Genomic DNA, 26873 nt, shown 5'->3' on the forward strand with positions numbered 1-26873 from the left:
CCGCCCCGGCAGGGGGCGTGTGCTAGGCAGCCGAGCGAGGCCGCCCCGGCAGGGGGCGTGTGCTGGGCAGCCGGGCCAGGTCGCCCAGGTCGGGCCTGCGGACGAGGCCGAAGGCCGACCGGGGCGGACATCCATGTCCGGCCCCGAAGGACCGACCAGGGCGGACATCCACAACGACGCCGAAGGACCGACCAGGGCGGCCGTCTATAGCCGGCGCCGAAGGGCCAGCCGGGGCGGGCGCCCACGGCCGGGCCGGGGGCCCGCCGGGGGCGGACGCGAAGCGGCCCGCTGACGGGTGGCCGCCGACGGCGGGTGGGCCCCACGGGCGACGGTCACCGGTGATCTGGGTGGAAACGGGCGGGCGGGGTGGGAAAATCACTCCGGAAGCGCCGCAGGCTCCCGCTGGGCCCCCCGAGCCCGCAACCACGCCGTCATCTCCTCCGGCGGCATCGCCGCAGCGACGAGCCACCCCTGCACCGCATCACACCCGAGATCCCGCAGCCGCTCCCACGTCTCGTCGTCCTCCACCCCCTCCGCGACGACCAGCAGCCCCAGCGAATGCGCGAGATCCACCGTGCACCGCACGATCTCCGCGTCCTCGGTGTCCACCGCGAGCCGCGCCACGAACGACCGGTCGATCTTCAGCTCGCTCACCGGCAGCCGCCGCAGATGCACCAGCGACGAGTACCCCGTACCGAAATCGTCCAGCGACATCTTCACCCCGTGCCCGGTCAGCCCGGCGAGGGTGTCCGCGGCCCGCTGCGGATCCTCCAGGAGCACATGCTCGGTGATCTCCAGCTGGAGCGCCCCCGCGGGCACCCCGTGCCGGGCGAGGCGCGCGGCGACGGACCCGGCGAAGCCCGGCGTGTGCACATCGCGCGGCGAGACATTCACCGCGACCGGCACGAACAGCCCCTGCGCCCGCCACCGCGCGACCTGCGCGAGCGCGGTGTCCAGCACGTACTCCGTCAGCTGCGGCATCAGCCCCGAGGACTCCGCGATGGCGATGAACTCGTCCGGCGGCACCTTCCCGCGCTCCGGATGCACCCACCGCACGAGCGCCTCCAGCCCCGCGACCTCGCCGTCGAAGCGCACCTTGGGCTGGTAGTGGAGCCGCACCTCGTGGGCGTCCAGCGCGCGCCGCAGATCGGCCAGCAGCCCGAGCCGGTCCGGGGTGTTGGAGTCCCGCTTGGACTCGTAGACCTCCACGCCCGTACGGTCCCGCTTCGCCTGGTACATCGCGACATCCGCGCGCCGCAGCAGCCCCTCGGCGTCGAGCGCGTGATCGGGGAAGACGGCGACCCCGGCGCTGGCCTCCAGGACCAGGGTGAGTCCGTCGAGGTCGAGCGGGGAGCTGAGTTCGGCGACGATGGAACGGGCGATCCGGGTCGCGGACGTCGTCGAGTCGGCGACCGGCAGCAGGACGGCGAACTCGTCACCGCCGAGCCGCGCGACCTCCGCCCCGCGCGGCAGCGCCTTGCGCACCCGGTCGGCGGTCTGGAGCAGCAGCCGGTCCCCGGCGAGATGCCCGAGCGTGTCATTGACCGAACGGAACCGGTCGAGGTCGATCAGCATCAGGGCGGCGCGGGCGCCGATGCGTTCGGCGTCGTCCAGCGCGGTCCAGATCCGCTCCAGCAGCCACTGCCGATTGGGCAGCCCGGTGAGCGGGTCGCGCAGTTGCTCCTCGGCGCGGGCGCGGGCCATCCACAGCGTGGAGTCGAGGGCGATGAGGGGCATCGCGAACAGCGGCAGCAGGATCGGCTTGGCGATGGCGATGACACAGATCAGCGGCGCGATCCCGAGCAGCGCGAGGGCCACCAGGCCGTGTCTGATCAGGGTGGTGCGGGCGACGGTGGGCAGTTTGCCGGCCCGCGGGGTGTGCAGGTACCACAGCAGGGCGCGGGTGACGGCGAGATAGGCGAGCGCGACCAGGATCACGTCGGTGGCGGTGTAGAGGGTCCAGGTCTCGGGCAGCCAGGGCCGCTCCACCGAGGGCACCGGGCCGAAGAAGGACCGCAGCAGGGCGGCGGCGCCGATGCCGAGGATGTCGACCGCGCCGTTGAGCACGCCCTGGCGCCAGCGGTGGTGCCGGGCTATGCCGACGAGCACGACCACGGTGAGGCTGACCAGGCCGGCGGGCAGCCAGCCGTACAGCAGCAGTACGGCGAGGGTGAGGGCGGCGCCGGAGCCGGTGCCGCCGCTCCAGCGGGCGCGGCCGAGCAGCACCAGATGGCCGACGACGATCCCGGTCAGCACGGCCAGCGACCAGCCGACCGCGCCGGACGGGAACAGCGCCTGGTGGGTGGTGAAGGCCCGGTAGAAACCGGCGCCGAGGGCGAAGGCCGCCGCGCCGACGACCGCGGCGGGCAACGCGGGCCAGGACTGGTGCCGTTCACCGTCGCCGTGGCCGTCGGCCAGGGTGGCGCTGTGCAGGGCGGGCAGCGGCACGGTGACCGGCGGCGCACCAGCCGGAGTTCGCGCCCCCTCCCGTCCCGGTGCGCCGGTGCGGGACAGCGCCGTCAGGCCCCCTCGCCAGACGCCGGCCAGTCGGCGCAGCCATGACTCCCGGGCGGCGCTCTCGGTCGGTTCCATTCCCGTCCCTCTCACGGCCGGCGGTGCCCACGCCACGCGGCCCGATGCCCGACATCCACCCACGGCACCGCGTCGAAAAGCTCTTTCCCCGGCTCCTGAACAGCACGGGGACTGCCCCGACCGCGGCTGGGCACGGCAGGCGCACATCTCAACAGTAGGCCGCGGAAGGCTTCCTCGGGCAGCGGTCGTCGACGGTTGCCCGAATGCGCCCCGGCCGCCCTTATGCATCTGATATGCGCCGAACGGGTGGCCTTCGACCGCTCTTTCGTGGCCTCGGCGCGCCCGTCTCCGCCCGTCCCTCAGCCGTCGCTCGGCGCCTCCTCGACCGGAAGCGCGGCTTCCGACGCGGCCTCGGGCCCTTGTTCGAGCAGGATGGCGAACCCGTCCTCGTCCAGCACCGGCACCTTCAGCTGCATCGCCTTGTCGTACTTCGACCCCGGATTGTCCCCTACGACGACGAATGCCGTCTTCTTCGAAACCGAACCGGTCACCTTTGCTCCACGCCGCTGGAGTTCCTCCTTGGCGCCGTCCCTTGTGTGGTGCTCCAGGGTGCCGGTCACCACCACCGTGAGCCCCTCCAGCGGACGCGGGCCCTCGTCCTCGGCGGAGCGCTCCTCCTCCATCCGGACCCCCGCGGCCTTCCACTTGCGCAGGATCTCCCGGTGCCAGTCCTCGGCGAACCACTCCTTGAGCGAGGCGGCGATGATCTCGCCCACACCATTGGTGTCCGCCAGCTCCTTCTCACTCGCCAGCTCGATTCTCTCGATCGAGCCGAACTCACGTGCGAGAGCCGCGGCGGCCACCGGGCCGACATGACGGATCGACAGCCCGGTCAGGAGCCGGGCCAGGGGACGCTCCTTGGCGGCGGCGATGTTCTCCAGCATCGCGAGCGCGTTCTTCTTCGCCTCGCCCTGCTGGTTGGCGAAGACCGTGGCGATCTTCTCCTCGCCGGTCTTCGGGTCCCGCTTGGGCAGCCCGCTGTCCTGGTCCAGGACATACGCCTTGATGGGCAGCAGCTGCTCCACGGTCAGGTCGAACAGATCGCCCTCGTCGGCCAGCGGCGGATCCGCCGGCTCCAGCGGCTTGGTGAGGGCGGCGGCCGCGACATAGCCGAAGTGCTCGATGTCCAGTGACTTGCGGCCCGCGAGGTAGAACAGCCGCTCCCGCAACTGTGCCGGGCACCCTCGCGCGTTCGGACAGCGCAGGTCGATGTCGCCCTCCTTCATCGGCCGCAGCGGCGTAGCGCACTCGGGGCACTCGGCGGGCATCACGAACTCGCGCTCGCTGCCGTCGCGCAGATCGGCCACCGGGCCGAGGATCTCCGGGATCACATCACCGGCCTTGCGCAGCACCACCGTGTCCCCGATGAGCACCCCCTTGGCCTTGACCACCTCCTGGTTGTGCAGGGTGGCGAACTCGACCTCGGAACCGGCCACCGTCACCGGCTCCACCTGCGCGTACGGCGTGACCCGGCCGGTACGGCCGACACCCACCCGGATGTTGAGCAGCTTGGTGTTGACCTCCTCCGGCGCGTACTTGTACGCGATCGCCCAGCGCGGCGCGCGGGCCGTGGAGCCGAGCCGCCCCTGGAGCCGGATCTCGTCCAGCTTGACGACCACACCGTCGATCTCATGCTCCACCGAGTGGCGGTTCTCGCCGTAGTGGGAGATGAACGCCCGTACGGCGTCGAGGTCGTCGACCGCCCTGTTGTGCGGGGAGGTGGGCAGGCCCCAGGTCTTGAGCAGGGCGTACGCCTCCGAGAGCCGGCTGAGGCCGTCGAAGCCCGCGAGGGCGCCGATGCCGTGCACCACCATGTGCAGCGGGCGGGTCGCGGTGACGCGCGGGTCCTTCTGGCGCAGCGAACCGGCCGCCGCGTTGCGCGGGTTGGCGAACGGCTTGTCACCGGCCTCCACCAGACGGGCGTTGAGCGCCGCGAACCCGTCCATCGGAAAGTAGACCTCACCGCGGATCTCCACGAGGTCGGGAACCCGCTCGCCGTGCAGCCGGTCCGGGATGTCGGCGATCGTACGGACGTTGGGGGTGATGTCCTCGCCCTCGCGGCCGTCGCCGCGGGTCGCCGCGCGGGTGAGCCTGCCGTGCTCGTAGGTGAGATTGACCGCGAGGCCGTCGACCTTCAGCTCGCACAGGAAGTGGTACTCCTGCTCGCCCAGCTCGCGCGCGATGCGGTCCGCCCAGGCGGCCAGCTCCTCGTCGTTGAAGGTGTTGTCGAGCGACAGCATCCGCTCGCGGTGCTCGACGGTCGTGAACTCCGTCTCGTAGGACCCCGCGACCTGCTGGGTCGGGGAGTCGGGCGTACGCAGCTCCGGGTACCGCTCCTCCAGCGCCTCCAGGGTCTTCAGGAGTCGGTCGAACTCCGCGTCGCTGACGACGGGGGCGTCGTTCACGTAGTACCGGAAGCGGTGCTCCTCGACCTGCTCCGAGAGCTGGGCGTGCTGATCGCGTGCCTCGGCGGGCACCGCCGTCGTCTCCGCTTGCTTGTCGCCGGCCACCGTTTGGTCCTCCCGTTACTCTGGGTTGTCCGCGAGGGATCTCGCCGCCTGGACGCAGTGGGCGAGGGCCTTGCGCGCGTACTCGGGGGAAGCGCCCGCGAGACCGCACGTCGGCGTGACCGTGACGGCATCCGCGAGCAGCCCCGGATGCAGCCCCAGCCTGCGCCACAGCGTCCTGACACCCATGACGCTACCGGCAGGGTCTGACAATGGGCCGTCCGTGCCCGGCACGACACCCGTGAACAGCCGGGTCCCGGCCTCCACGGCCTCACCGATCACCTCGTCGTCACGCTCGGTGAGCAGCGAGAAGTCGAAGGAGACGCCCGTCACCCCGGCCCGGCGCAGCAGCGCGAAGGGGACGTCCGGCGCGCAGGAGTGGACGACGACCGAGCCGGCCGGGCGATCATGGCCGTCGGGGTGCGCCCCGATCACGTCGCGCAAGGTGGCCTCCACGACCTGCCGGTCGACCGACCGGTGGGTCCGGTAGCCGCTGGCGGACCGCACGTGCCCGCGCAGCACCGGGGTGAGCGACGGCTCGTCGAGCTGGAGCACCAGCCGGGCGCCGGGGATACGGCGCTGGATCTCCGCCAGATGCAGCCGCAGGCCCTCGGTGAGGGAGGCGGCGAGGTCGCGGCAGGCGCCGGGGTCGGAGAGGACCGCCTCGCCGTTGCGCAGCTCCAGTGCGGCGGCGAGGGTCCAGGGGCCGACCGCCTGGACCTTGAGCGGGCCCCGGTGGTCCTGCGTGCACTCCTCCAGCGCGTCCAGGTCCTCGCCGAGCCAGGAGCGGGCCCGCCTGGTGTCCCGTCCGGGCCGGTCACCGAGGCGCCAGCCGCTGGGCTCCACGCGCGCGTACAGCTCGACCAGGAGTCCTGCGGTGCGGCCGATCATGTCCGCGCCGGGGCCTCGGGCGGGCAGCTCGGGAAGGTACGGGAAGTCCTCGAAGGTACCGGTGACGGTCTTGGCGGCCTCTCGGGCGTCACCGCCGGGCATCGAACCGACGCCGGTTGCTCCGCCGTAGCGGGGAGTGTTGTCGCTCACCCCCGAAGCGTACGTAACCCTCCGGGCAGCGACCGCCCCCCGCTCTCACCGGCCCGATCCGACTCCCCCGCGTCCCGGGCACCCCCCTGGGGGCTCCGCCCCCAGACCCCCGGACCTATGCCCACCCACCCGTCTCGGTCGGACAAGAAGTCCCCCCAAGGGCGCGGCGAACCGCGCGACCAGCCCACCACCCCCCGTCTCGGCCGGACAAGAAGTCACACCCCCGAAACACCCCCCTCACCGCCCCGGCCGGATCGTCACGTCGTTCATCTCCGCGTCCCTCGGCAGGTCCAGTGCCGTCACTATCGTCGTCGCGACCGACTCGGGGTCGATCCAGGCGGTGGGGTCGTACTCCCTGCCCTCCTGCTGATGGGTGCGGGCCTGCATGGGCGTCGCCGTGCGGCCGGGGTACACCGAGGTGACCCGCACCCCGTTCCCGTGCTCCTCGTGGCGCAGGGAGTCGGCGAGGGCCTTCAGGCCGTGCTTGGAGGCGGCGTACGCGGACCAGTCGGCGGCGGCCCGCAGCCCCGCGCCGGAGTTGACGAAGAGGACATGGCCGCGGGCGGCCCGCAGCTGGGGCAGGAAGAGGCGGGTCAGCTCGGCGGGCGCGACGAGGTTGACGTCGAGCTGGTGGCGCCAGGTCTTCGGCGTGAGGTCACCGACCGCTCCGAGGTCGATCACTCCGGCGATGTGCAGAAGGGAGTCCACCCGGTCGGGCAGCGACTGGTGGGAGAACGCCCAACTGAGCCGAGAGGGCTCGGCGAGGTCACCGACCAGGGTCCGGGCGCCCGGGAACGCCGCCGCGAGCTGCTTGGCGCGAGCCGCGTCGCGCGCGTGCAGCACGACAGCGTCCCCGCGCGCGTGCAGCCGCCGGGCGACGGCCGCGCCGATACCGGAACCGGCCCCGGTGATCACATGTGTAGCCATGCCGCCATGCTCGCATCACGGCGAGGGGGTGTCAGACGACCCCCTGGCTCTCCTCCAGGTACGCCAGCGCCCCCACCGGCTCCTGGGCGAAGAACACCAGCTCCGTCAGGGGAACCGGCAGGAATCCTTCGTCCTCCATGCGCCGGAACTGCTCCTTCAGCCCGTCGTAGAAACCGGCGGTGTTGAGCAGGACGACCGGCTTGTCGGTGTGCCGGTGCTTCTTCAGCTCCAGGATCTCGGTGGCCTCGTCGAGGGTGCCGGTGCCGCCGACCATGACCACCACCGCGTCCGCCTTGTCCAGGAGCAGCTTCTTGCGCTCGGCGAGGTCCCGCGCGATCACCATCTCGTCCGCGCCGGCCCGCGCCCTGGCCGCCAGGAACTCCACCGAGACCCCCACCAGGCGCCCGCCGGTCTCCTGAACCCCGTCGGCGACGACCTTCATCAGGCCGGTGTCCGAACCGCCCCACACCAGCGTGTGCCCGCCCTTGCCCATCAGTTCCGCGAACTGGCGCGCGGGGCGGGTGTAGCGGTCGGCGAGGTCGGCGGCGGAGAGGAAGACACAGATGTTCATGCGCACACCGTACGGGGGAAGAACCGGGGCCCGTCACGCGCTTTCCCCGGTATGACCGACGGACACACGATCACCATCGAGCCCAGCGACCAGCGGGTACGGGCGGTGCACGGCGACCAGGTGCTCGCCGAGACCGACCGGGCCCTCGTACTGAACGAGACCGGCTGTCCCCCGCGCTACTACATCCCGGCCGAGGACGTACGCCTCGACCTGCTCACATCCTCCGACACCCACAGCTACTGCCCCTTCAAGGGCACGGCGTCCTACTGGTCGCTGCCGGACGCTCCCGATCTGGTGTGGTCGTACCCCGAGCCCAAGACCGACGTGGCGCGGATCAAGGACCACCTGTGCTTCTACCGGGTCGAGCTGGATCAGACCCCGTAGACCAGACCCCCGCAGACCAGACCCCGTAGCCCAGACCCGTAGATCAGACCGCCGCCGTCGCGCGCGTGGTGGCCGCGATCGTCGCCGAGCCCACCACGCGCGTGCCGTCGTACAGCACGATCGCCTGGCCGGGGGCCACCCCGCGCACGGGCTCGGCGAAGCGGACCCGCAGCTCCTCGCCGTCCACGACCTCCGCGCGGACCTCGGTCTCGCCGCCGTGGGCGCGGAGCTGGGCCGTGTAGGTGCCGGGGCCGGCGGGGGGCGCGCCGCACCAGCGGGGGCGGACGGCGGTGAGGCCGGTGACGTCGAGGGCGGCGGCCGGGCCGACCGTGACGGTGTTGTCGACCGGGGAGATGTCCAGGACGTAGCGCGGCTTGCCGTCGGGGGCCGGGGTGCCCAGGCGCAGGCCCTTGCGCTGGCCGATGGTGAAGCCGTAGGCGCCCTCGTGGGTGCCGAGGCGGTTGCCGGACTCGTCCACGATGTCACCCTCGGCCTTGCCGAGGCGGCCGGCGAGGAAGCCCTGGGTGTCGCCGTCGGCGATGAAGCAGATGTCGTGCGAGTCGGGCTTCTTGGCGACGGCGAGGCCGCGCCGCTCGGCCTCCGCGCGGATCTCGTCCTTGGTGGTGACGGTGTCGCCGAGCGGGAACAGCGCGTGCGCGAGCTGCCGGTCGTCCAGCACCCCGAGGACGTACGACTGGTCCTTGGCCAGGTCCGAGGCGCGGTGCAGTTCGCGGCTGCCGTCGGCGTTGACGATCACCTGGGCGTAGTGGCCGGTGCACACCGCGTCGAAGCCGAGGGCGAGGGCCTTGTCGAGCAGCGCCGCGAACTTGATCTTCTCATTGCAGCGCAGGCACGGATTGGGCGTACGGCCCGCCTCGTACTCGGCGATGAAGTCCTCGACCACGTCCTCACGGAAGCGGTCGGCGAGGTCCCACACGTAGAACGGGATGCCGATGACGTCCGCCGCGCGGCGGGCGTCCCGGGAGTCCTCGATGGTGCAGCAGCCCCGCGCGCCCGTGCGGAAGGACTGCGGGTTCGCGGAGAGCGCGAGATGGACGCCGGTCACGTCGTGCCCCGCTTCGGCGGCACGGGCGGCGGCGACGGCGGAATCGACACCGCCGGACATGGCGGCGAGGACGCGAAGGGGACGGGAGCGCAGCGAGGTGTCAGTCATAACCCCTCAAGGGTAAGGGGGCGCGGGAACCAGGGCCCGCGAGTATCCGTTCTCGATCACATGAGGGAGCACATGGAGGAGCGCGCGGAGGAGACAAGGGCTCCCGGCTCCGGCGGGGGGATCGGCCGGCGGTCACTGATCATCGGCGGTGCGGCGGTGGCGGTCGGCGCGGGGGCGTGGGTGGCGCACGACCAGTTGTCGCGCCTGTGGTGGCAGGTGCCTGGGGTGGACAAGCCTCGGGTGGAGGGGGCGGTGGACTTCCAGGGGGCACGCTGGGTGGCGGCGTCCCCGGCGAACTGGCGGCGCGCGGACCGCCCCGGTGACTACGCGGTGGACATGGTGATCGTCCATGTCACCCAGGGCAGCTACGCGAGCGCGGTGCAGGTCTTCCAGGACCCGGGGCACGGCGCGGCGGCGCACTACATCGTGAGCCAGGAGGGCGAGATCACCCAGATGATCCGCGAGCTGGACGTGGCCTACCACGCGGGCAACCGGGACTACAACGAACGCAGTGTCGGCATCGAGCACGAGGGCTTCGTGGACCGCCCGGAGGACCTCACGGACGCGATGTACGAGGCGTCCGCGCTCCTGACCGCCGGTATATGCCGCCGCTACGACATACCCGTCGACCGCGAGCACATCATCGGCCACGTGGAGGTCCCGGGCACGGACCACACGGACCCGGGCCCCCACTGGGACTGGGACCACTACCTGACCCTGGTGAGAAACGCCGTCACAGCGACACTGACACCGACACCTGCGCAGACGCCCTGAGCACCGATCGTCGGCGGGCCGCACCGGGAAACGCTTTGCGCGCCACCCCCTTAGGGGCGCGGGGAACTGCGCGACCAGCCACAACGGCGCGGCAGAGACCCCACCACCGGCACCACCCACCCCCCACCTGCCCCCACTACCTCAACTCAGCCCCGCCGCCCGAGCCCGCTCCACCGCCGGCCCGATCGCCTTCGCCACAGCCTCCACATCCGCCCCCGTGGACGTATGCCCGAGAGAGAACCGCAGCGTCCCCCGAGCCAGCTCCGCATCCACCCCCGTGGCCAGCAGCACATGGCTGGGCTGCGCCACCCCCGCCGTACAGGCGGACCCGGTGGAGCACTGGATCCCCTGAGCGTCCAGCAGCAGGAGCAACGAGTCCCCCTCACACCCCGGAAAGGTGAAATGCGCGTTGGCCGGCAGCCGCCCCCCCGGCGCCGGATCCCCCCCGAGGATCGCGTCGGGCACAGCGGTGCGCACCGCGTCGACCAACTGGTCCCGCAGCGCGCCGATCTCGCGGGCGAACCACTCCCGATGCCCGGTGGCCAGCCGCCCGGCGACGGCGAAGGAGGCGACCGCGGGCACATCGAGCGTGCCGGAGCGCACATGCCGCTCCTGGCCACCGCCGTGCAGCACGGGTACGGGGGTGTACTCCCGGCCGAGCAGCAGCGCGCCGATGCCGTACGGCCCGCCGATCTTGTGCCCGGAGACGGTCATCGCGGCGAGTCCGGACCCGGCGAAGTCGACGGGGACCTGCCCGAACGCCTGCACGGCGTCGGAGTGCAGCGGGATGCCGAACTCGGCGGCCACGTCGGCGAGTTCCCGGACCGGCAGCACCGTGCCGATCTCGTTGTTGGCCCACATGACCGTGGCGAGGGCGACATCGTCCGGGTTGCGGGCGATGGCCTCACGCAGCGCGCCCGGGTGCACCCGCCCGTAGGCGTCGACCGGGAGGTATTCGACGGTCGCTCCCTCGTGTTCGCCGAGCCAGTGCACGGCGTCGAGGACGGCGTGATGCTCGACGGGGCTGGCGAGGACCCGGGTGCGGGCCGGGTCGGCGTCGCGGCGGGCCCAGTACAGGCCCTTCACGGCGAGATTGTCGGCCTCGGTGCCGCCCGAGGTGAGGACGACCTCGCTGGGGCGGGCGCCGAGCGCCTCCGCGAGGGCCTCCCGGGATTCCTCGACCGTACGCCGGGCCGCGCGGCCGGACGCGTGGAGGGAAGAGGCATTGCCCGTGATGCCCAGCTGGGCGGTGAGTGCCTCTGCCGCCTCCGGGAGCATCGGAGTGGTCGCGGCGTGGTCGAGATAAGCCATGGTGTGCCGATTCTACGGCGCGGGGGCGGGCCCACGACGAGGGGGCCGACGGGTCCCGCCCGCCACACCCCCGGGCGATTCCGGAGAACAGTTGTCGACCGCACGGCATGAGTCACCCCCTCGGCGTCCGGCAGGCCCAGCAGCCGGGTGGCGGTGGCACAGGCCCGCGACGGCGAGGAACGCATCCTCGGGACGGTCGATCTGATCGCCTGTCACGTCGCCGAACAACCGGCTCACATACGTTTCCGCCGCGCGCTGACAGCACGGCGAGGTACGCCCGGTGCGCGAGGCGATCCGCTCGCGGCCGGCCGGCATCACCGAGGGTGAGCCCGATCACCGAGGGTGAGCCCCGTGATTCAGCCCGTCCGTACCCGCGCCAGCTGCCGCGACTGTGCCACCAGCCGGTCCGCGCTGTCCCAGACCTCGGCGTCCTCCTCCAGGAAGCCGCCGGCCAGATTGCGGGTGGTGAGGGACACCCGCAGCGGGCCGGGGGCGGGGCGGCAGCGGACGTGGACGGTCAGCTCGACCGTGGGGACCCAGCCCTTGATGCCCAGTTCGAAGGCGGTCGGCGGGAGGGCGTCCACCGCCAGCAGCAGGGACAGCGGGTCAGGGGCCCGGCCGTCGGCCAGACCGAACCAGGCGCGCATCTCCCCCTTGCCGGACGGCTGCCCCAGCACCCACCCCAGCGTCGACGGGTCCAGCTTGATCATCAGGCGGTCGGTGATCGCCGCCTTGCCCGGCAGCGGCGAGGGCGCGTCCTGGGGGCCGAAGCACTGCTCGACCGGCGGGATCACGGGCGGCTTCGCCGACGTACGGACGTCGTCCGGGAGTCCGTCGAGGTCGCCGTAGGAGGCCAGGGCCCGGATCCGTTCGATCTCGCGGCCCTGGTCGTCGTACTGGAAGAGGGACGCCTGGCCGGTGGAGAGGGTGCGGCCGGAGCGGATCAGCTCCGTGCGGATCACGGCGGGGCCCGGCTGCGAGGCCGTCAGATAGTGCGCGGAGACGGTGAACGGGTCGGGGTGCGGCAGGGCGTCCGCGAGGGCACGGCCCAGGGCGGCCAGCAGATAGCCGCCGTTGACGGCGTTGCTGATCGTCCAGCCGGCGGAGAGGTCGAGGTCGTAGACGCCCTCGGAACGCCTGGTCACCGCCGTGTCGCGGTCGAACTCGCTGTCGCCGATGGTCGCCCGGGATGCCTGTGCCATGCCGGTAACCGTACAACAGTCGCATACTAAGCGGTAGCTTTGACCGCCGGGCCATTGCCGCATGGCCCTCGCCACGCGCTCGCCAGACCCTCGCCACGCCCTCGCCAGGCCCAGCCCGCTCTACGTCAAAGACCACACCCCACACTCACGCCCCCTCCCCCTCCCGCACGGTCGACCGGCGGTTCCACGCCCGTGGCGCCCGCCAGTGGTAGCGCATCGCCAGCAGCCGCAGCACGAACGCCGTCAGCGCCGCGAGTCCGCTGGTCAGCGGGGTCAGGACGGCGTAGTGGATACAGGCCACCACCAGCAGGGCGCCGACGATCGCGGGGACGGCGTACAGATCGCGGTCCCAGCGCAGCAGTGAGGGGACCTCGTTCGCCAGGACGTCCCGCAGGACACCGCCGCCGACGGCGGTCGCGAGGCCGAGGGCCGCCGCCGCGTGCAGGCCGAGTCCGTACTCGTACGCCTTGATCGTGCCCGTCACGCAGAACAGGCCGAGGCCCGCCGCGTCGAACACGTTCACGCCGGTCTGGATGCGCTCCACCTGGGGGTGGAGGAAGATCACCAGCAGGGCGGCGAACATCGGGGTGACGAAGTAGCCCACGTCCGTGAAGGCGGTCGGCGGCACCGCGCCGATCACCAGGTCCCGGAACAGGCCGCCGCCGAGCGCGGTGACCTCGGCGAGGACGACGATGCCGAAGATGTCGAAGTTCTTGCGGACCGCCAGCAGGGCGCCGGAGATCGCGAAGACGAAGATGCCGATCAGGTCGAGCGTGTGCTGGACGGAAGGGCTGTAGAACGGTTCGAGCACCCTTCCATTCTTACCCACCACTCGACCCCCACCTTGCGAAACAAGGCAGGGGCCGGGTGTGGCCTACTTCTCGTCGGACGCCGAGGATGCTGGGGACTTCGGGGTGGCCGTCGCCGAATCCTCGGAACCCCCCGCGTCCGCCGCCCCCGTAGCCGCCGTACTCGTCCCCGCCGACTCCGCCAGTACCTCGTCCGCCACCAGCTCCGCCGCCCTCTTCGCGGCGGTCAGCAGGACCGTGTCCTGCGGGGCCTGGTCCGCGAAGTTCTCCGGGTGGTGGCAGGCCACCTGCTGACCGGGGCGCAACTCGATGAGCGGCGGTTCCTTGGCCGTGCAGATCTCCGTCGCCTTCCAGCACCGGGTGTGGAAACGGCAGCCGCTCGGCGGCGAGATCGGCGAGGGGACGTCGCCGCGCAGCAGGATGCGTTCGCTCCTGACACCGCGTCGGGACGGGTCCGGGACCGGCACCGCCGACATCAGGGCCTTGGTGTACGGGTGCATCGGCGCCTGGTAGAGCGAGACCCGGTCGGCCAGCTCGACGATCTTGCCGAGGTACATCACCGCGATCCGGTCCGAGACATGCCGGACGACCGAGAGGTCGTGCGCGATGATCACATAGGTCAGGCCGAGTTCCGCCTGGAGGTCGGCCATCAGGTTCACTACCTGCGCCTGGATGGACACGTCCAGCGCGGAGACCGGCTCGTCCGCGACGACCAGCTTCGGCTTGAGGGCGAGCGCGCGGGCGATGCCGATGCGCTGGCGCTGGCCGCCGGAGAATTCGTGCGGGTAGCGGTTGTAGTGCTCGGGGCTCAGGCCGACCAGTTCCAGGAGCCGCTGGACCTCCTTCTTGACCCCGCCCTCGGGCTCCACGCCCTGGAGCCGGAACGGCGCCGAGACGATCCCGCCGATGGTGTGCCGCGGGTTGAGGGAGCCGTACGGGTCCTGGAAGATCATCTGGATGTCGCGGCGCAGCGGGCGCATCCCGGCCGGGTTCAGGGAGGTGATGTCCGTGCCCTCGAACTCGATCCGGCCGCCGGTCGGGTCCTGGAGCCGGGTGATGACCCGGCCCATGGTCGACTTGCCGCAGCCGGACTCGCCGACCACGCCGAGGGTCTCGCCCCGGCGCACCTCGAAGTCGAGGCCGTCGACCGCCTTGACGGCCCCGACCTGCCGCCGGAGCAGCCCCTTGTGGATCGGGAAGTGCTTCTGGAGGCCCTCGACCCTGAGGATCACCTCGCGCCCACCGGACGGCTCGGCCTGACGCGGGATCCTGGACCCCACGCCCGGCTCGGTCAGGGCGTCCCCGGTGACCTCCGCCGCGTCCACGACGGAGTTCGCATCCGTGACGCCCGTCGGTTCGTTCGTCGTGTCACTCACAGCTTCGGCGCAATCTCTTCGGTCCAGATCCGCGTACGGTCCTCGGTCGAGAGGTGGCAGGCGGACCAGTGTCCGCCGCCGACCTGCTGCAATTCGGGGCGCACGGTACGGGTGACCTCGCCCTTGGGCACGTCCGCGTACGGGCAGCGGGGGTGGAAGGCGCAGCCCGAGGGGACGTTGATCAGGCTCGGCGGCTGGCCCTTGACCGGGACGAGCCGGTCGGAGGTCTCCCGGTCGATGCGGGGCATCGAGCCCAGCAGACCCCAGGTGTACGGGTGCTGGGGGCGTTCGAAGATCTCCTGGACGCCGCCGCGCTCCACGCACCGGCCGCCGTACATCACCAGGACGTCATCGGCGATCTCGGCGACCACCCCCAGGTCATGGGTGATCAGGACGACCGCGGAGCCGAACTCCTTCTGGAGGTCGCGGATGAGGTCGAGGATCTGCGCCTGGACGGTGACGTCGAGGGCGGTGGTGGGCTCGTCGGCGATGAGCAGTTCGGGGTTGTTGACCAGCGCCATCGCGATCATCGCGCGCTGGCGCATGCCACCGGAGAACTCGTGCGGGTAGCCGTCGACGCGCTTGGCGGGCTCGGGGATGCCGACCCGGTCGAGCATCTCGACGGCCCGCTTGCGGGCGATCTTCTTGCTGACGGCGTGGTGGACGCGGTACGCCTCCACGATCTGGCTGCCGACCGTGTAGTAGGGGTGCATCGCGGAGAGCGGATCCTGGAAGATCATCGCCATCTCGCGGCCGCGCAGCCGGCGGACCTCGTCGGGGTCGGCGGCGACGAGTTCCTTGCCGTCGAGCCAGATCTCGCCGGACATCCGGACGTTCTTGCCGCGGGCGCCGAGCCGGTGCAGTCCCATGATCGCCAGCGAGGTGACGGACTTGCCGGAGCCGGACTCGCCCACGATGGAGAGGGTCCTGCCCTTCTCCAGGGTGAAGCTGAGCCCGTCGACGGACTTGACCACACCGTCGTGAGTGGGGAAGTGCACCTTGAGATCGCGGACCTCCAGGAAGGCCCGGGAGGTGCTCGCGGAGGTGTCGGCGGGGACGGTCTCCCCGGTCGCGGCGCCGGTCGCGCCACTGGTCTTGGCACCGGTCTTGGCACCGGCCTCGGCACCCGTCGTGGCGCCGGTCTTGGACAGTTCGGTCACGAGAGCCTCACCCGCGGGTCGGCGGCGGCGTACAGCAGGTCCACCAGGAGATTTGCGATCACGACGAAGAAGGCGGCGAACAGGGTGACGCCGAGGATCGGGGGCAGGTCGTTGTCCTGGATCGACTGGACGGCGTACTCACCGATGCCGTGCAGCGAGAACACCGTCTCGGTGATCAGCGCGCCGCCGAGCAGCAGGCCGACGTCCATGCCGAACACGGTGATGATCGGGGTGAGCGCGGCGCGCAGCCCGTGCCGCAGCACGACCTTGCGTTCGCGCAGGCCCTTCGCTCGTGCCGTGCGGATGAAATCCTCGTTCATGGTCTCCAGCATCCCCGAGCGGGTGAGCCGCGCGTAGATGGCCGAGTAGAGCAGGGCGAGGGAGCACCAGGCGGGGAAGAGGGTGTTGGCCCATTGGGAGGGGTTCTCGGTGAACGGCACATAGGTGCGTCCGAAGATCGGGAACTCGAAGGTGAACAGCAGCAGGGCCAGGTTGCCGGTGAAGAACATGGGCAGCGACACCCCGGCCAGGGCGATACCCATGAAGGTGCGGTCGAGGAACGAGCCCGGCTTGAGGGCGGAGACCACACCCGCCGTCACCCCGGACAGCAGCCACAGCACCGCGGCACCGGCCGCCAGTGAGATCGTCACGGGCAGGCGGGAGGTGAGCTGCGGCCAGACCTCGACATGCGTCTTGAAGGAGTAGCCGAAGCACGGCGCCTCACAGCGCGCCGTGGTGGGGCCGAGGTCGTAGGTGGCGCCCACCACAATCCCCTTGATGAAGTGCCAGAACTGGACGTAGACGGGCTGGTCCAGTCCGAGATTGCGCTTGACCGCGGCGATGTCCTCGGGCGTCGGGTTCTTCCCGATGTACTGCTGGGCCAGCTGGTCGACGGTCTGGCCGGCCATCCGCGGCAGCAGAAAGAAGATGCCGAAGGTGACCGCGGTGACGACCAGCAGCAGGATCACCGCGGCGATCGTCCGGCGGAGGATGTACGAGATCACGGGGACCGGCGCCGGTGCCCGCGGGCCGCGAGGCCCGCGGGCACCAATGCCTTCACCTGCCTTCCGGGGCTACTTCTTGGTCGTGCCGATGTTGAGGTAGTCGTACTGACCGCTGAAGGCCGCCGAGGACACCAGGTTGGTGAAGTTCGCCGGGCGGAACAGCAGAACCTTGAAGTAGGTCAGCGGGACGAGTGCCGCCTCTTCCATCGTCTTCTGGTCGATCTGCGCGTACATGTCGGTGCGCGCGGTCGGGTCCTCGGTCGCGATCGACTCCTCCAGCAGCGCGTTCACGTCCGCGTTGTCGAGCTGCGAGAGGTTGGTGTTGCCGGACGCGCCGATCGCGTCACCGTGCAGGATCTGCTGGAGGAAGCCGTAGCCGGACGGCCAGTCGGCACCCCACTGCATCATCATCAGGCCGACGTTCTGCTCCTTGTCGAACTCCGGCACACCCGCGTAGTCGGTGAAGTACTTGCCCGACGGGTACTGCTTGAGGGTGGCGTCGATGCCGACCTTCTTCAGCGAGTCGATGATCGCGGTCGCCGCGTCGATCTCCTGCGGACGGTCGCTGCGCGCGGTGATGTTGGTGGTGATGGTCTCCTCGCCGCAGGCCGTCAGCTGCTCCTTGGCCTTGTCGACATCGCCCTTGCTGTCCGTGGTGGCGTAGATGTCCGACTCGGCGTAGCCGGGGATGTCGGGCGGCAGGACGGTGGTGGCGATGTCACCGCGGATCGGGCCGCCGTTGGCGGTCTGCACCGAGACCTTGTCGATGGCGTACTCGACGGCCTTGCGGCAGGCGACGTTGTCGAACGGGGCCAGCTCGGTGTTGATCGCCATGTAGACCAGCCGGCCACCGTAGGTGTTGTCGGTGCTGGCCTTGAGGTCCTCGTCATTGACGATCTTCGCCTGGGTGGCGGCCTGGACGCCGGTCCCGCCGAGGTCGATGGCCTCGCCGGCCATGACGTCCTGGTCGATGGTCTCCGGGTTGACCTTCAGATTCACGACGATCTTGTCCGGGTACTGCTTGCGCAGCGGGTCGGTCGCCGCGTCCCAGTTCTCGTTACGGACCAGGGTGACCTGCTTGCCCTCCTCATAGGTCTCGAACTTGTACGAGCCGGAGGACACGATGTCCTTGACGTAGTCGATGCCGGTGTCCTTGGCCTGCGGCACCGGAGCCGTCTGCGGGGTGGCCACCAGGTAGTCGAACTCCTGGAAGGCGCGGTTGAGATGGAAGACGATGGTGGTGTCGTCCGGCGTCTCGATCGACGCGAGCCCCTCGGCGCTGGTGTCCTTGTAGGGGCCCTTGTAGTCCTCGCCGCCCTCCAGGAACTGCTGGAAGTAGTTGGGGCCGAGGGAGAGCACGTCACGGGCGAAGTTGGAGCGCTCGACGGCGTACTTGACGTCCTCGGACGTGATCGCCGTGCCGTCCTCGTACTCCAGGCCCGAGCGCAGCTTGTACGTCCAGGTCTTGCCGCCGTCGCTGGGCACACCGGGGCTCTCGGCCAGGTCCGGGACCAGCTCGTTGCCCTTCTCGCCGGCGCCCGGCTGGAAGGTCATCAGCGGGCGGGCGTAGAGCCGGCTGAAGTTGTACATGTACGCGTAGTACGTGTTGCCGGGGTCGAACGAGTCCGGCACGTCCGCGTACTCGTAGGTGACCGTTCCGCCCTGCTGCGTGGAGGCGTTGACGACGTCCTTGGTCGCGGCGTCGGCGCCGGCGGCCGGCGTGTTGCTGCCGTCGTCGCCACCGCCGTCGTCGGCCTTGCTGCATCCCGCGAGCACCAGGCTCACGGAGCCTATGGCCGCGACCGCGGCCAGTGCTGACCTTCTCATGATGGTCTGCTTCCCCTCCATTGTCGGAAAAACTTGGCTGCGCTCCCGGTGAGGCCGCGGATCAGCGGCTGCGTGGGTCGAGAGCGTCACGGAGACCGTCGCCGAGCAGGTTGAACGCCAGGACGGTGATGAAGATGGCGAGACCGGGCACGATCATGTACTGGGGATCGACCTGGTAGTAGCTGACCGCCTGGTTGAGCATGCCGCCCCACGACGCCTGCGGGGGCTGGATACCGACACCGAGGAAGCTCAGGCTGGCCTCGAAGAGGATGTTGGTCGGGATGAGCAGCGTCGAGTAGACGATGATCGGGCCGACCAGGTTCGGGAGCAGTTCCCGGAAGAGGATGTACGGCCCCCGGGCGCCCATGCCCCGGGACGCGTCGACGAACTCGCGCTCGCGCAGGGCGAGGGTCTGGCCGCGGACGATACGCCCCAGATAGGGCCAGTTGAAGAAGCCGATCACAAAGATCAGTACGCCGATGTGCAGCGGCAGCCCTTCCAGGCCGAACGCGCCGCCCTGGAGGTTCGCCGAGATGGCGATGGCGAACAGCAGCAGCGGGAAGGCGAGGAAGGTGTCCATCAGCCGGCTGATGATCGTGTCGACCCGGCCGCCGTAGTAGCCGGCGACCACGCCGAGGACCGTGCCGAGGGTGTTGGACAGGATGGTGGCGCCGAAGGCGACGACCAGGGAGACCCAGGAGCCCTCCAGGATCCGGGTGGCGATGTCCCGCCCGAACTTGGGCTCGACACCGAGCGGGTGATCGAGGCTCATCCCGCCGAAACTGCCCAGCGGCAGGGAGGTGTTGGGGTCGATGAGGTCCTGGTTCAGGGCGTTCGGGTCCAGGCCGAAGAGCGCCTGGATGGGGCGGGACAGCGCCGCGATCAGCACCAGCAGGACAACGATGGCACCGCCCGCGACGGCGACTCTGTCCTTCTTGAAACGCGTCCAGGCGATCTGCCCCAGGGAGCGGCCTTCGATCTGTGCCTTGTCCACTCCCGAGAGCACGGCTTCCGGCTGCGCCTCGGCCGCCGTACCCGTGATGTCGATCGGTGCGGTCACAGTGACCTGACCCCTCTCGCCGGTGGTGACCGGCCTACGCCTGCCGCTGTGTGCGGATTTGGTTCACTTGCGGCCGGTACGGACCCGGATGGGGCCCGCGCTCCGGCGGTTCACACGACTTGTCGACATTGCCCGCGCCGAACCTGTCCGCGCGCTGTAGCCCGGTACCTGGGTCGGGAGTCTTCAACGTCTTCGCGATCACCCGCCAGGTCTGCCGGGGAAAGTATGCGCAACCGTGATACTGCGCCTGGCAATCCGTTATCCGATCACCCGGCCACGGCATGCGGATTCTCACCCTCGGCCCCCGGCGGTTGTCAACCCGCGTAGCGTGACCGGGCGTCGGGGCGCCCCAAGGGTGCGTGACGGGGGTGAATCAGGACATTCGCCGGGATTGAGGTGGTGTGGAGTGACGGGGTTCAGGCCACCGCGAGCGTCAGTACGCCCCCGGCGCGGGGTACCCGTAGCCCACCCCGGGCGCCTGGGCCGGCGCGTGGGCCTCACGGTCGTAGAACGGGCGGGCGTTGGCCCGCATCCACATCGCGACCGGGCAGTACTCGTCCGACATGGCCACCGTCGACACCGGCAGCCCGTCCGGGCAGGCGCCGATCGACTGCTGCATCATCGCGCGCACCGCGTCGACGGCGGTCGGCGAGGTCTCGTACACCTCAAGACCGATGGCGAGATACGGCGCTCCGAGCGCCGGCTGCACCCAGGCGCGGCGCAGTGAGCGCAGCGCGGGGGTGCGGTGGGCGTTCTGCGCCAGCAGCGCGTAGAACTGGGGGACCTCGACGGCCGGCTCGGCCAGCCGCAGCGGTCCGGCGGGCTGGCGGTCCAGGCCGGTGGCGATCCGGCGCAGATCCAGCCACGGGATGCCGACGCCCCCGCCGGGTGCGTGCGGGTTGAGCCACAGGCCGTAGTGGTCGGGGTAGAGGGTGCGGGCCACATCGAGGGCGCCGACCACTTCGTACGAACGGTTCCAGCCGCTCGCCGACAGCTCCTGGGCGGAGGTCACACAGGGGGCGTACGCGTGGCCCTCCACCTCCATGTTCCCGTACTGGGCGTCGGGGGAGCCGGCCTGGCCGTGCCAGAGCAGCATCCAGATCTGGCCCGCGGCCGGGGTCGCCAGGGCGTGCAGCAGCGCCTCGTAACTGTCGTAGCGGCCCGGCGTCACCTGCCGCAGGGCGTGCTCGACCTGGCCGGTTGCGGCGGTGCCGCTCGCGCTCACTGTCTTCCCCGCCCCTTCGTGGCCTGCTTGCAACGCCCTTTTTTCGACCGCGACACTAGCTTACGTGGGCCTGCCGGATCGGGGGTCGATGCGGCTGCGCGGGCGCGGGTTCCGGCGGCCCCGGTTCAGTGGCCCTGTGTGTAGAACGGGCGGACGGTTTCGCGCATCCACTCGCCCACCGGGTCCTGGGTCACGTCCAACAGGACCAGATTGACCGGCCACTTGGGCGCCGCGCCGGTCACCGCGCGCTCCAGGGCGGCCAGCGGCAGCGCCCTGAGGTCGCCGTCGCGCTGGGTGAGTTCGACGCCGATGAACAGCACCGGGTCGGCGGTCTCGATGGCGGCGAGGCAGCGGCGGGCCGTCAGGACGACACCGAGGGCGGCGAATTCGGCGGACGCGGCGGCCAGGAAGTCCACCGGGTCGTCCTGCCAGTCGGGTTCGAACAGCCGCACCCGGCCGCCGTTCGCCGGGCCGTCCAGCGCACTGCGCCCCGCCCGGCACAGCTCCGCGACGGCGGGCGGCGGCAGCGGGATGCCCACCACTCCCCCGGGGTTGATCACGATCCCGGCCTGCGGCGGCAGCCCGCGCGCGAACTCCACGGCGGGCGCGATGGTGTACGCCATGTGGTGCCCGACGACCTGGCGGAACTGTTCCTCGGAGCTGAACACCGGGACGTACGCCTGGCCGTCGATCTCCGTGGTGGGCAGGTCGAGGGGCCCGCTGCGCGGACCGCCGCCGTTGGGCAGCGGCACCCACAGGAAGCTGCGGCCGAGCACCTCGACGATCCGCCCTCCGGCCGACGGCACCCCGAGAGCGGCGGAGAGCACCTCCTCCAGCTCATTGCCGGGCCAGCCACCATGCGGATGGGGGTGCGCCTGTGCCGGAAAGTCCGCGGGAAGATCCGCCGGGAAGTCCATCTGCCTACCGCCTGCCGAGTACCACATACCACTGCGATCTGTGCGTGGAAAGGCTAACGGTTGCGGGGCCGGGGCGGGGCCGGACCGGGGGGATCCTCGCCGGGGCGCGACGGGGGGCGGGGGCCTGGACGGGCGCGAACGGGGGGCGGGCGCGGGGCCGGGGCACGACCGGGGGCGGGGGGCTGGCCGAGGCACGGCGGAAGGCGAGGTCGGAGCCGGGGCACACTCAGAGGCGCCCGCCCGGGACCGGTACACGCCCCAGAGCGAGGTCCGGGCCAGGGCACGGCGGAGGCAAGGTCCGGGGCCGGGGCGCGGCAGAGAGCGAAGTCCGGGACCGGGACACGACCGAGGGCGAGGTATGGGCCGGGACACGGCCCAGGGTGAGGTCCGGGGCCCAGGCCCGTGGCAGGCGGTACTTGACGTCGGGCGTCTGTCGTCCTGGCCGAGTCGGACGGTGCGGGCCGCCGGAGCCGCAGGGCCAGGGCCCGGAGCGGAACCCCCCGGAGCGGAACCCCCCGTACCGGACCGCCGTGGACCCGGGCCGCCGTGGCCCTGGGCCGCCATGGACCCGGGATCGCCGTGGACCCGAGGCCGTCGTGACCCGGGGCCGCCGTGACCCGGGGCCGCCGTGGACCCGGGGCCGCCGTGGACCCGAGGCCGCCGTGGACCCGAGGCCGCGGCGGCAGCGCCTGCCGCGGCGCCTTCCGGCCCGGAGGGGAACGCGCGGCAGCTGCCGCCGGATGTGCTCGTCCCCGGCCCCGGTGGGCGGCACTTGACGCCGCCGGAGCTGCCGGGTCCTGGGACGGGGGCAGGGCCGGGCCCCGCCACCCCGGACGCCCTACCCCGTGAACCCGATCCGGCGCAGGGTGTTCGCCGCGTCGCGGTCCAGGAGGACCGCTGAGCCGCAGGCGTGGGGGAGGTGGCCCTTCTGGATGCGGCGCAGGAGGCGGGAGGCGACGCCGCGGTGGCGGCGGAAGGCGTAGCGGGAGACGCCGCGGCCGCGTTCGCGCTGGCCCTGGAGGGCCTGCTCCGGGGTGACGTCGAGCAGCAGGATGTGCAGGCTGCCGCCGCGGCGGCGGGCCTCGCGGGCCAGCCAGGCGCGCACCCACGCCTGGGTCCCGCAGTCGTGCACGACGACGCCCTCGCCGCTGCGCAGGGCGCGGCGCAGTCCGGCGTAGTGGGCGAGGCGGACGAGGGGGCGGTAGGCGGTGTAGGGCAGGAAGCGCGGGGTGCGCTGGTCCCAGCGGTCGCGGGTGTCCTGGGAGTCGATGCGGAGCGTTTTCACCGTGCGCCGCATCAGGGTGGACTTGCCGCTGCCGGGCAGGCCGGTGACCACGACCAGGTCGCGGGGGCCGAAGAGCAAAGCGTGAGGGCTGTGGCCGGCCCGGTCGCGCAGGTCGCGCAGGACGGGGGACGGCAGCGGCCCGCACGCCTCCCGGGCCGGGGCCGTCGGCTGCTCGGGCAGCGCGGCGCCCGTGGTGGTCGCGTACGCCGTGGTCCTGTTCACCGTGATCGTCCTCCCCTGGGGCGGTTCACGAGATTCCCTCCCCGTCGAGTGTAAAGAGAAGGTAATTCGCGGTGTTTCGTCTTTCCGTGCGCATCGTGCAACAGCCCTGCCACAGAGAGCCGTCGCCGTGCGCCGCCGATCTCCGTGCCCACTCTGCGTGCCCACTGGGCATGGCCCGTCAAACCTCCCCCTGCCGTCGCACCCGGATGCGTGCAATGATGACGGCGCCAACTGCATACCGGCCGCTTGAATCCGCGCGGGAGAGTCCCCGGTGTCACCGGGGCGCCGAAGGAGCAAGTCCCTCCCTTGAATCTCTCAGGCCCCGTACCGCGCGGGCGAGGCACATCTGAAAAGCGAGCCGCCGTGGTGGCTCCACCCAAGGTGCAAACCGTGATCGCCGACGCGCTCGTCGACGGTCATGGCGAACCTCTCAGGTTCCGATGACAGATGGGGAGGAATGAGGAAGAACCAGAAGAACCTTCCTCACCCCACCCTGTATTCCCCCTTGCCTTGGGAGACCGACCGATGAGCAGTGCCGCGCTCCGGCATACCGCACTCGACGCCCTCCATCGCTCGCTCGGCGCGACGATGACCGACTTCGCGGGCTGGGACATGCCCCTGCGCTACGGCTCCGAACGTGACGAGCATCTCGCCGTGCGCACCCGGGCCGGGCTGTTCGACCTCTCCCACATGGGCGAGATCACCGTCACCGGCCCGCAGGCCGCCGCGCTGCTGAACTTCGCGCTGGTCGGCAACCTCGCCGCCGTCGGGGCCGGCCGGGCCCGCTACACCATGATCTGCCGCGCCGACGGCGGCATCCTGGACGACCTGATCGTCTACCGGCTGGCGGAGGCCGAGTATCTGGTCGTCGCCAACGCCTCCAACGCCCAGGTCGTCCTGGACGCCCTCACCGAGCGGGCCGCCGGTTTCGACGCCGAGGTCCGTGACGACCGGGACGCCTACGCGCTGCTCGCCGTCCAGGGCCCCGAGTCCCCCGGCATCCTCAAGTCGCTCACCGACGCCGATCTCGACGGCCTGAAGTACTACGCCGGGCTGCCCGGCACGGTCGCCGGGGTCCCGGCGCTGATCGCCCGTACCGGCTACACCGGCGAGGACGGGTTCGAGCTGTTCGTGAAGCCCGGGCACGCGGTCGCCGTATGGCAGGCGCTGACCGAGGCCGGCGCCCCGGCGGGCCTGGTGCCGTGCGGGCTGTCCTGCCGGGACACCCTGCGCCTGGAGGCGGGCATGCCGCTGTACGGGCATGAGCTGAGCGCCGCGCTCACCCCCTTCGACGCCGGGCTCGGCCGGGTCGTGAAGTTCGACAAGGACGGCGATTTCGTCGGGCGCGAGGCGCTCGCCGCGGCGGCGGAGAAGGCCGCGGCCGACCCGCCGCGCGTCCTGGTCGGGCTGATCGCCGAGGGCCGCCGGGTGCCGCGCGCCGGCTACGCGGTGGTCGCGGACGGCGAGACGGTCGGCGAGGTCACCTCCGGCGCCCCCTCCCCCACCCTGGGCAGGCCGATCGCCATGGCCTACGTCGACGCCGCGCACGCCGCGCCCGGCACGGCGGGGGTCGGCGTGGACATCCGCGGCAGCCACGAGCCGTACGAGGTCGTGGCGCTGCCGTTCCACAAGTGCCGGAAGTAGCGGCGCCACGCCGGTCGCGGTGGTCCCCAGTGATCTCCGTGACCGGCGTGACCGGCGTGTTCCCACTGGTCACCGGCGGTGTCAGCCGTCCCCCCTTCATCAGCGCTCCCTCGCGTACAGGAGAATTCAGGACATGAGCAACCCCAAGGAACTGCGTTACAGCAAGGAACACGAGTGGCTGTCGGCCGCCGACGAGAACGGCGTGGCCACGGTCGGCATCACCGAGTTCGCGGCCAACGCGCTCGGCGATGTCGTCTACGCCCAGCTCCCCGAGGCCGGTACCGCGGTCACCGCCGGGGACACCTGTGGCGAGCTGGAGTCCACCAAGTCGGTCTCCGACCTGTACTCGCCGGTGACCGGTGAGGTCGTCGAGTTCAACCAGGACGTGGTGGACGATCCGGCGCTGGTGAACTCGGCCCCCTTCGAGGGCGGCTGGCTGTTCAAGGTCAAGGTCACGGACGAGCCCGCCGAACTGCTCTCCGCCGACGAGTACACCGCCTTTTCCGCCGGCTGAGGAGTCGTACACCCGATGTCCGCACTGAACACCCCCCTGCATCAGCTCGACCCCGAGGTCGCCGCCGCCGTCGACGCCGAGCTGCGCCGCCAGCAGTCCACGCTGGAGATGATCGCCTCGGAGAACTTCGCCCCGGTCGCGGTCATGGAGGCCCAGGGCTCGGTCCTGACCAACAAGTACGCCGAGGGCTACCCGGGCCGCCGCTACTACGGCGGCTGCGAGTACGTCGATGTCACCGAGCAGCTCGCCATCGACCGGGTCAAGGAGCTGTTCGGCGCCGAGTACGCCAATGTGCAGCCGCACTCCGGCGCCTCCGCCAACCAGGCCGCGCTGTTCGCCATCGCCCAGCCCGGGGACACCATCCTCGGCCTGGACCTGGCGCACGGCGGCCACCTCACCCACGGCATGCGGCTGAACTTCTCCGGCAAGCAGTTCGACGTCGTCGCCTACCACGTGGACGACGCCGGACTGGTCGACATGGCCGAGGTCGAGCGGCTCGCCAAGGAACACCGCCCGAAGGTGATCATCGCGGGCTGGTCGGCGTACCCGCGCGAGCTGGACTTCGCCGAGTTCCGCCGGATCGCCGACGAGAGCGGGGCGTACCTCTGGGTCGACATGGCGCACTTCGCGGGGCTGGTCGCGGCGGGGCTGCACGCCAACCCGGTGCCGTACGCCGATGTCGTCACCTCCACCACGCACAAGACGCTGGGCGGTCCGCGCGGCGGGATCATCCTGGCCCGTTCCAAGGAGTTCGCGAAGAAGCTGAACTCCGCGGTCTTCCCCGGCTTCCAGGGCGGCCCGCTGGAGCATGTGATCGCGGCCAAGGCCGTCTCGTTCAAGGTGGCGGCGGGCGAGGAGTTCAAGGAGCGCCAGCGGCGTACGGTGGACGGCGCGCGCATCCTCGCCGAGCGGCTGCTCGCGGACGACGCCCGCGCGGCCGGGGTGGCCGTGGCGTCCGGCGGCACGGACGTGCATCTGGTCCTGGTCGATCTGCGCGCGTCCGAGCTGGACGGGCAGCAGGCCGAGGACCGGCTCCACGAGGTCGGCATCACGGTCAACCGCAACGCCGTACCGAACGACCCGCGTCCGCCGATGGTGACCTCGGGCCTGCGCATCGGCACCCCGGCCCTGGCCACCCGCGGCTTCACGGCCGAGGACTTCACCGAGGTCGCGGACGTGATCGCGCGGGCGCTCACGGCACCGTCCCCCTTCCCGGAGGACACCGCTCAGGCGCTCCGGGCCCGGGTCACCGCCCTGGCCGACAAGCACCCGCTGTATCCCACTCTCGACCAGTAGTTCCCCGGTGGGGGCATCCGACGATGTGTGCCCCCACCCCCTCAGGAGGAG

Annotated in this window: 22 protein-coding genes and 1 riboswitch; of the genes, 5 read left to right on the forward strand and 17 right to left on the reverse strand. The window is 71.4% G+C overall.

Translation table 11 applies throughout. The features are described 5' to 3' along the window. Positions 1–375: 375 nt before the first annotated feature. The 5 genes from ACFRFC_RS16445 to ACFRFC_RS16465 all read right to left on the reverse strand — a co-directional run bounded on the left by ACFRFC_RS16445 (position 376) and on the right by ACFRFC_RS16465 (position 7638). Positions 376–2592 carry a putative bifunctional diguanylate cyclase/phosphodiesterase gene (locus ACFRFC_RS16445; protein ID WP_382685376.1) on the reverse strand — a complete coding sequence of 739 codons (2217 nt, stop codon included), beginning with the start codon at positions 2590–2592 and terminating at the stop codon, positions 376–378. Positions 2593–2891: 299 nt separating this feature from the next. After that, entirely contained in the window at positions 2892–5102 is a 2211-nt protein-coding gene (gene ligA / locus ACFRFC_RS16450; RefSeq protein ID WP_382685379.1) for an NAD-dependent DNA ligase LigA, read from the reverse strand. Between the two features lie 15 nt (positions 5103–5117). After that, positions 5118–6140 carry a methionine synthase gene (locus tag ACFRFC_RS16455; RefSeq protein ID WP_382685381.1) on the reverse strand — a complete coding sequence of 341 codons (1023 nt, stop codon included), beginning with the start codon at positions 6138–6140 and terminating at the stop codon, positions 5118–5120. Positions 6141–6377: 237 nt separating this feature from the next. Next, positions 6378–7067 carry an SDR family oxidoreductase gene (locus ACFRFC_RS16460; RefSeq protein ID WP_382685383.1) on the reverse strand — a complete coding sequence of 230 codons (690 nt, stop codon included), beginning with the start codon at positions 7065–7067 and terminating at the stop codon, positions 6378–6380. Positions 7068–7098: 31 nt separating this feature from the next. After that, positions 7099–7638 carry a TIGR00730 family Rossman fold protein gene (locus ACFRFC_RS16465; protein ID WP_382685386.1) on the reverse strand — a complete coding sequence of 180 codons (540 nt, stop codon included), beginning with the start codon at positions 7636–7638 and terminating at the stop codon, positions 7099–7101. Positions 7639–7689: 51 nt separating this feature from the next. On the opposite strand from ACFRFC_RS16465, the gene ACFRFC_RS16470 reads away from it, so the two are divergent. After that, positions 7690–8022, forward strand: coding sequence for a DUF427 domain-containing protein (locus tag ACFRFC_RS16470; protein ID WP_382685388.1), 333 nt, complete (start codon positions 7690–7692; stop codon positions 8020–8022). Between the two features lie 43 nt (positions 8023–8065). On the opposite strand, the gene mnmA is transcribed toward ACFRFC_RS16470, so the two are convergent. Continuing rightward, on the reverse strand, positions 8066–9196 hold the full coding sequence (mnmA, locus tag ACFRFC_RS16475) for a tRNA 2-thiouridine(34) synthase MnmA (protein WP_382685391.1): 1131 nt from the start codon (positions 9194–9196) through the stop codon (positions 8066–8068). Between the two features lie 60 nt (positions 9197–9256). On the opposite strand from mnmA, the gene ACFRFC_RS16480 reads away from it, so the two are divergent. Then, complete coding sequence (locus ACFRFC_RS16480) at positions 9257–9970, forward strand: N-acetylmuramoyl-L-alanine amidase (RefSeq protein ID WP_382685393.1); 714 nt, start codon at positions 9257–9259, stop codon at positions 9968–9970. A gap of 141 nt (positions 9971–10111) precedes the next feature. On the opposite strand, the gene ACFRFC_RS16485 is transcribed toward ACFRFC_RS16480, so the two are convergent. The 11 genes from ACFRFC_RS16485 to ACFRFC_RS16535 form a co-directional block, all read right to left on the reverse strand. Next, the gene (locus tag ACFRFC_RS16485) at positions 10112–11281 is read right to left on the reverse strand and encodes a cysteine desulfurase family protein (RefSeq protein WP_382685396.1); all 1170 of its coding nucleotides are present in this window, start codon (positions 11279–11281) and stop codon (positions 10112–10114) included. A 356-nt stretch (positions 11282–11637) separates the two neighbouring features. Beyond that, a complete protein-coding gene (locus tag ACFRFC_RS16490; RefSeq protein ID WP_382685398.1) occupies positions 11638–12483 on the reverse strand; it encodes a thioesterase family protein in 846 nt (281 codons plus the stop codon). A gap of 145 nt (positions 12484–12628) precedes the next feature. Then, positions 12629–13294 (reverse strand): trimeric intracellular cation channel family protein, encoded by a 666-nt coding sequence (locus ACFRFC_RS16495; RefSeq protein ID WP_382685400.1) that lies wholly within the window; start codon positions 13292–13294, stop codon positions 12629–12631. A gap of 63 nt (positions 13295–13357) precedes the next feature. Next, a complete protein-coding gene (locus tag ACFRFC_RS16500) occupies positions 13358–14572 on the reverse strand; it encodes an ABC transporter ATP-binding protein (RefSeq protein ID WP_382685771.1) in 1215 nt (404 codons plus the stop codon). Between the two features lie 92 nt (positions 14573–14664). Further along, the gene (locus ACFRFC_RS16505) at positions 14665–15828 is read right to left on the reverse strand and encodes an ABC transporter ATP-binding protein (RefSeq protein ID WP_382685403.1); all 1164 of its coding nucleotides are present in this window, start codon (positions 15826–15828) and stop codon (positions 14665–14667) included. Further along, positions 15825–16832 carry an ABC transporter permease gene (locus ACFRFC_RS16510; RefSeq protein WP_382685405.1) on the reverse strand — a complete coding sequence of 336 codons (1008 nt, stop codon included), beginning with the start codon at positions 16830–16832 and terminating at the stop codon, positions 15825–15827. The genes ACFRFC_RS16505 and ACFRFC_RS16510 overlap by 4 nt, the downstream gene beginning before the upstream one ends. A 69-nt stretch (positions 16833–16901) precedes the next feature. Then, complete coding sequence (locus ACFRFC_RS16515; protein WP_382685408.1) at positions 16902–18680, reverse strand: ABC transporter substrate-binding protein; 1779 nt, start codon at positions 18678–18680, stop codon at positions 16902–16904. Between the two features lie 40 nt (positions 18681–18720). Further along, on the reverse strand, positions 18721–19719 hold the full coding sequence (locus ACFRFC_RS16520) for an ABC transporter permease (protein ID WP_382685409.1): 999 nt from the start codon (positions 19717–19719) through the stop codon (positions 18721–18723). A 433-nt stretch (positions 19720–20152) separates the two neighbouring features. After that, complete coding sequence (locus ACFRFC_RS16525; RefSeq protein WP_382685411.1) at positions 20153–20944, reverse strand: enhanced serine sensitivity protein SseB C-terminal domain-containing protein; 792 nt, start codon at positions 20942–20944, stop codon at positions 20153–20155. A gap of 125 nt (positions 20945–21069) precedes the next feature. Next, complete coding sequence (locus ACFRFC_RS16530; protein ID WP_382685413.1) at positions 21070–21861, reverse strand: enhanced serine sensitivity protein SseB; 792 nt, start codon at positions 21859–21861, stop codon at positions 21070–21072. An 838-nt stretch (positions 21862–22699) separates the two neighbouring features. Beyond that, on the reverse strand, positions 22700–23368 hold the full coding sequence (locus tag ACFRFC_RS16535; protein ID WP_382685416.1) for an AAA family ATPase: 669 nt from the start codon (positions 23366–23368) through the stop codon (positions 22700–22702). Between the two features lie 247 nt (positions 23369–23615). Continuing rightward, positions 23616–23708: riboswitch (glycine riboswitch) on the forward strand. Between the two features lie 185 nt (positions 23709–23893). Between ACFRFC_RS16535 and gcvT the strand changes: the two genes are divergently transcribed. The 3 genes from gcvT (at position 23894) to glyA (ending at position 26822) form a co-directional block, all read left to right on the forward strand. Continuing rightward, the gene (gcvT, locus tag ACFRFC_RS16540) at positions 23894–25012 is read left to right on the forward strand and encodes a glycine cleavage system aminomethyltransferase GcvT (protein ID WP_382685419.1); all 1119 of its coding nucleotides are present in this window, start codon (positions 23894–23896) and stop codon (positions 25010–25012) included. A gap of 133 nt (positions 25013–25145) precedes the next feature. Continuing rightward, entirely contained in the window at positions 25146–25526 is a 381-nt protein-coding gene (gcvH, locus tag ACFRFC_RS16545) for a glycine cleavage system protein GcvH (RefSeq protein ID WP_382685421.1), read from the forward strand. 15 nt (positions 25527–25541) lie between these two features. Then, positions 25542–26822: a serine hydroxymethyltransferase gene (glyA, locus tag ACFRFC_RS16550; protein WP_382685423.1), complete on the forward strand. Its 1281-nt coding sequence runs from the start codon at positions 25542–25544 to the stop codon at positions 26820–26822. Positions 26823–26873: the final 51 nt, after the last annotated feature.

This window comes from Streptomyces sp. NPDC056734 (assembly GCF_042790455.1).
Classification (GTDB): Bacteria; Actinomycetota; Actinomycetes; order Streptomycetales; family Streptomycetaceae; genus Streptomyces.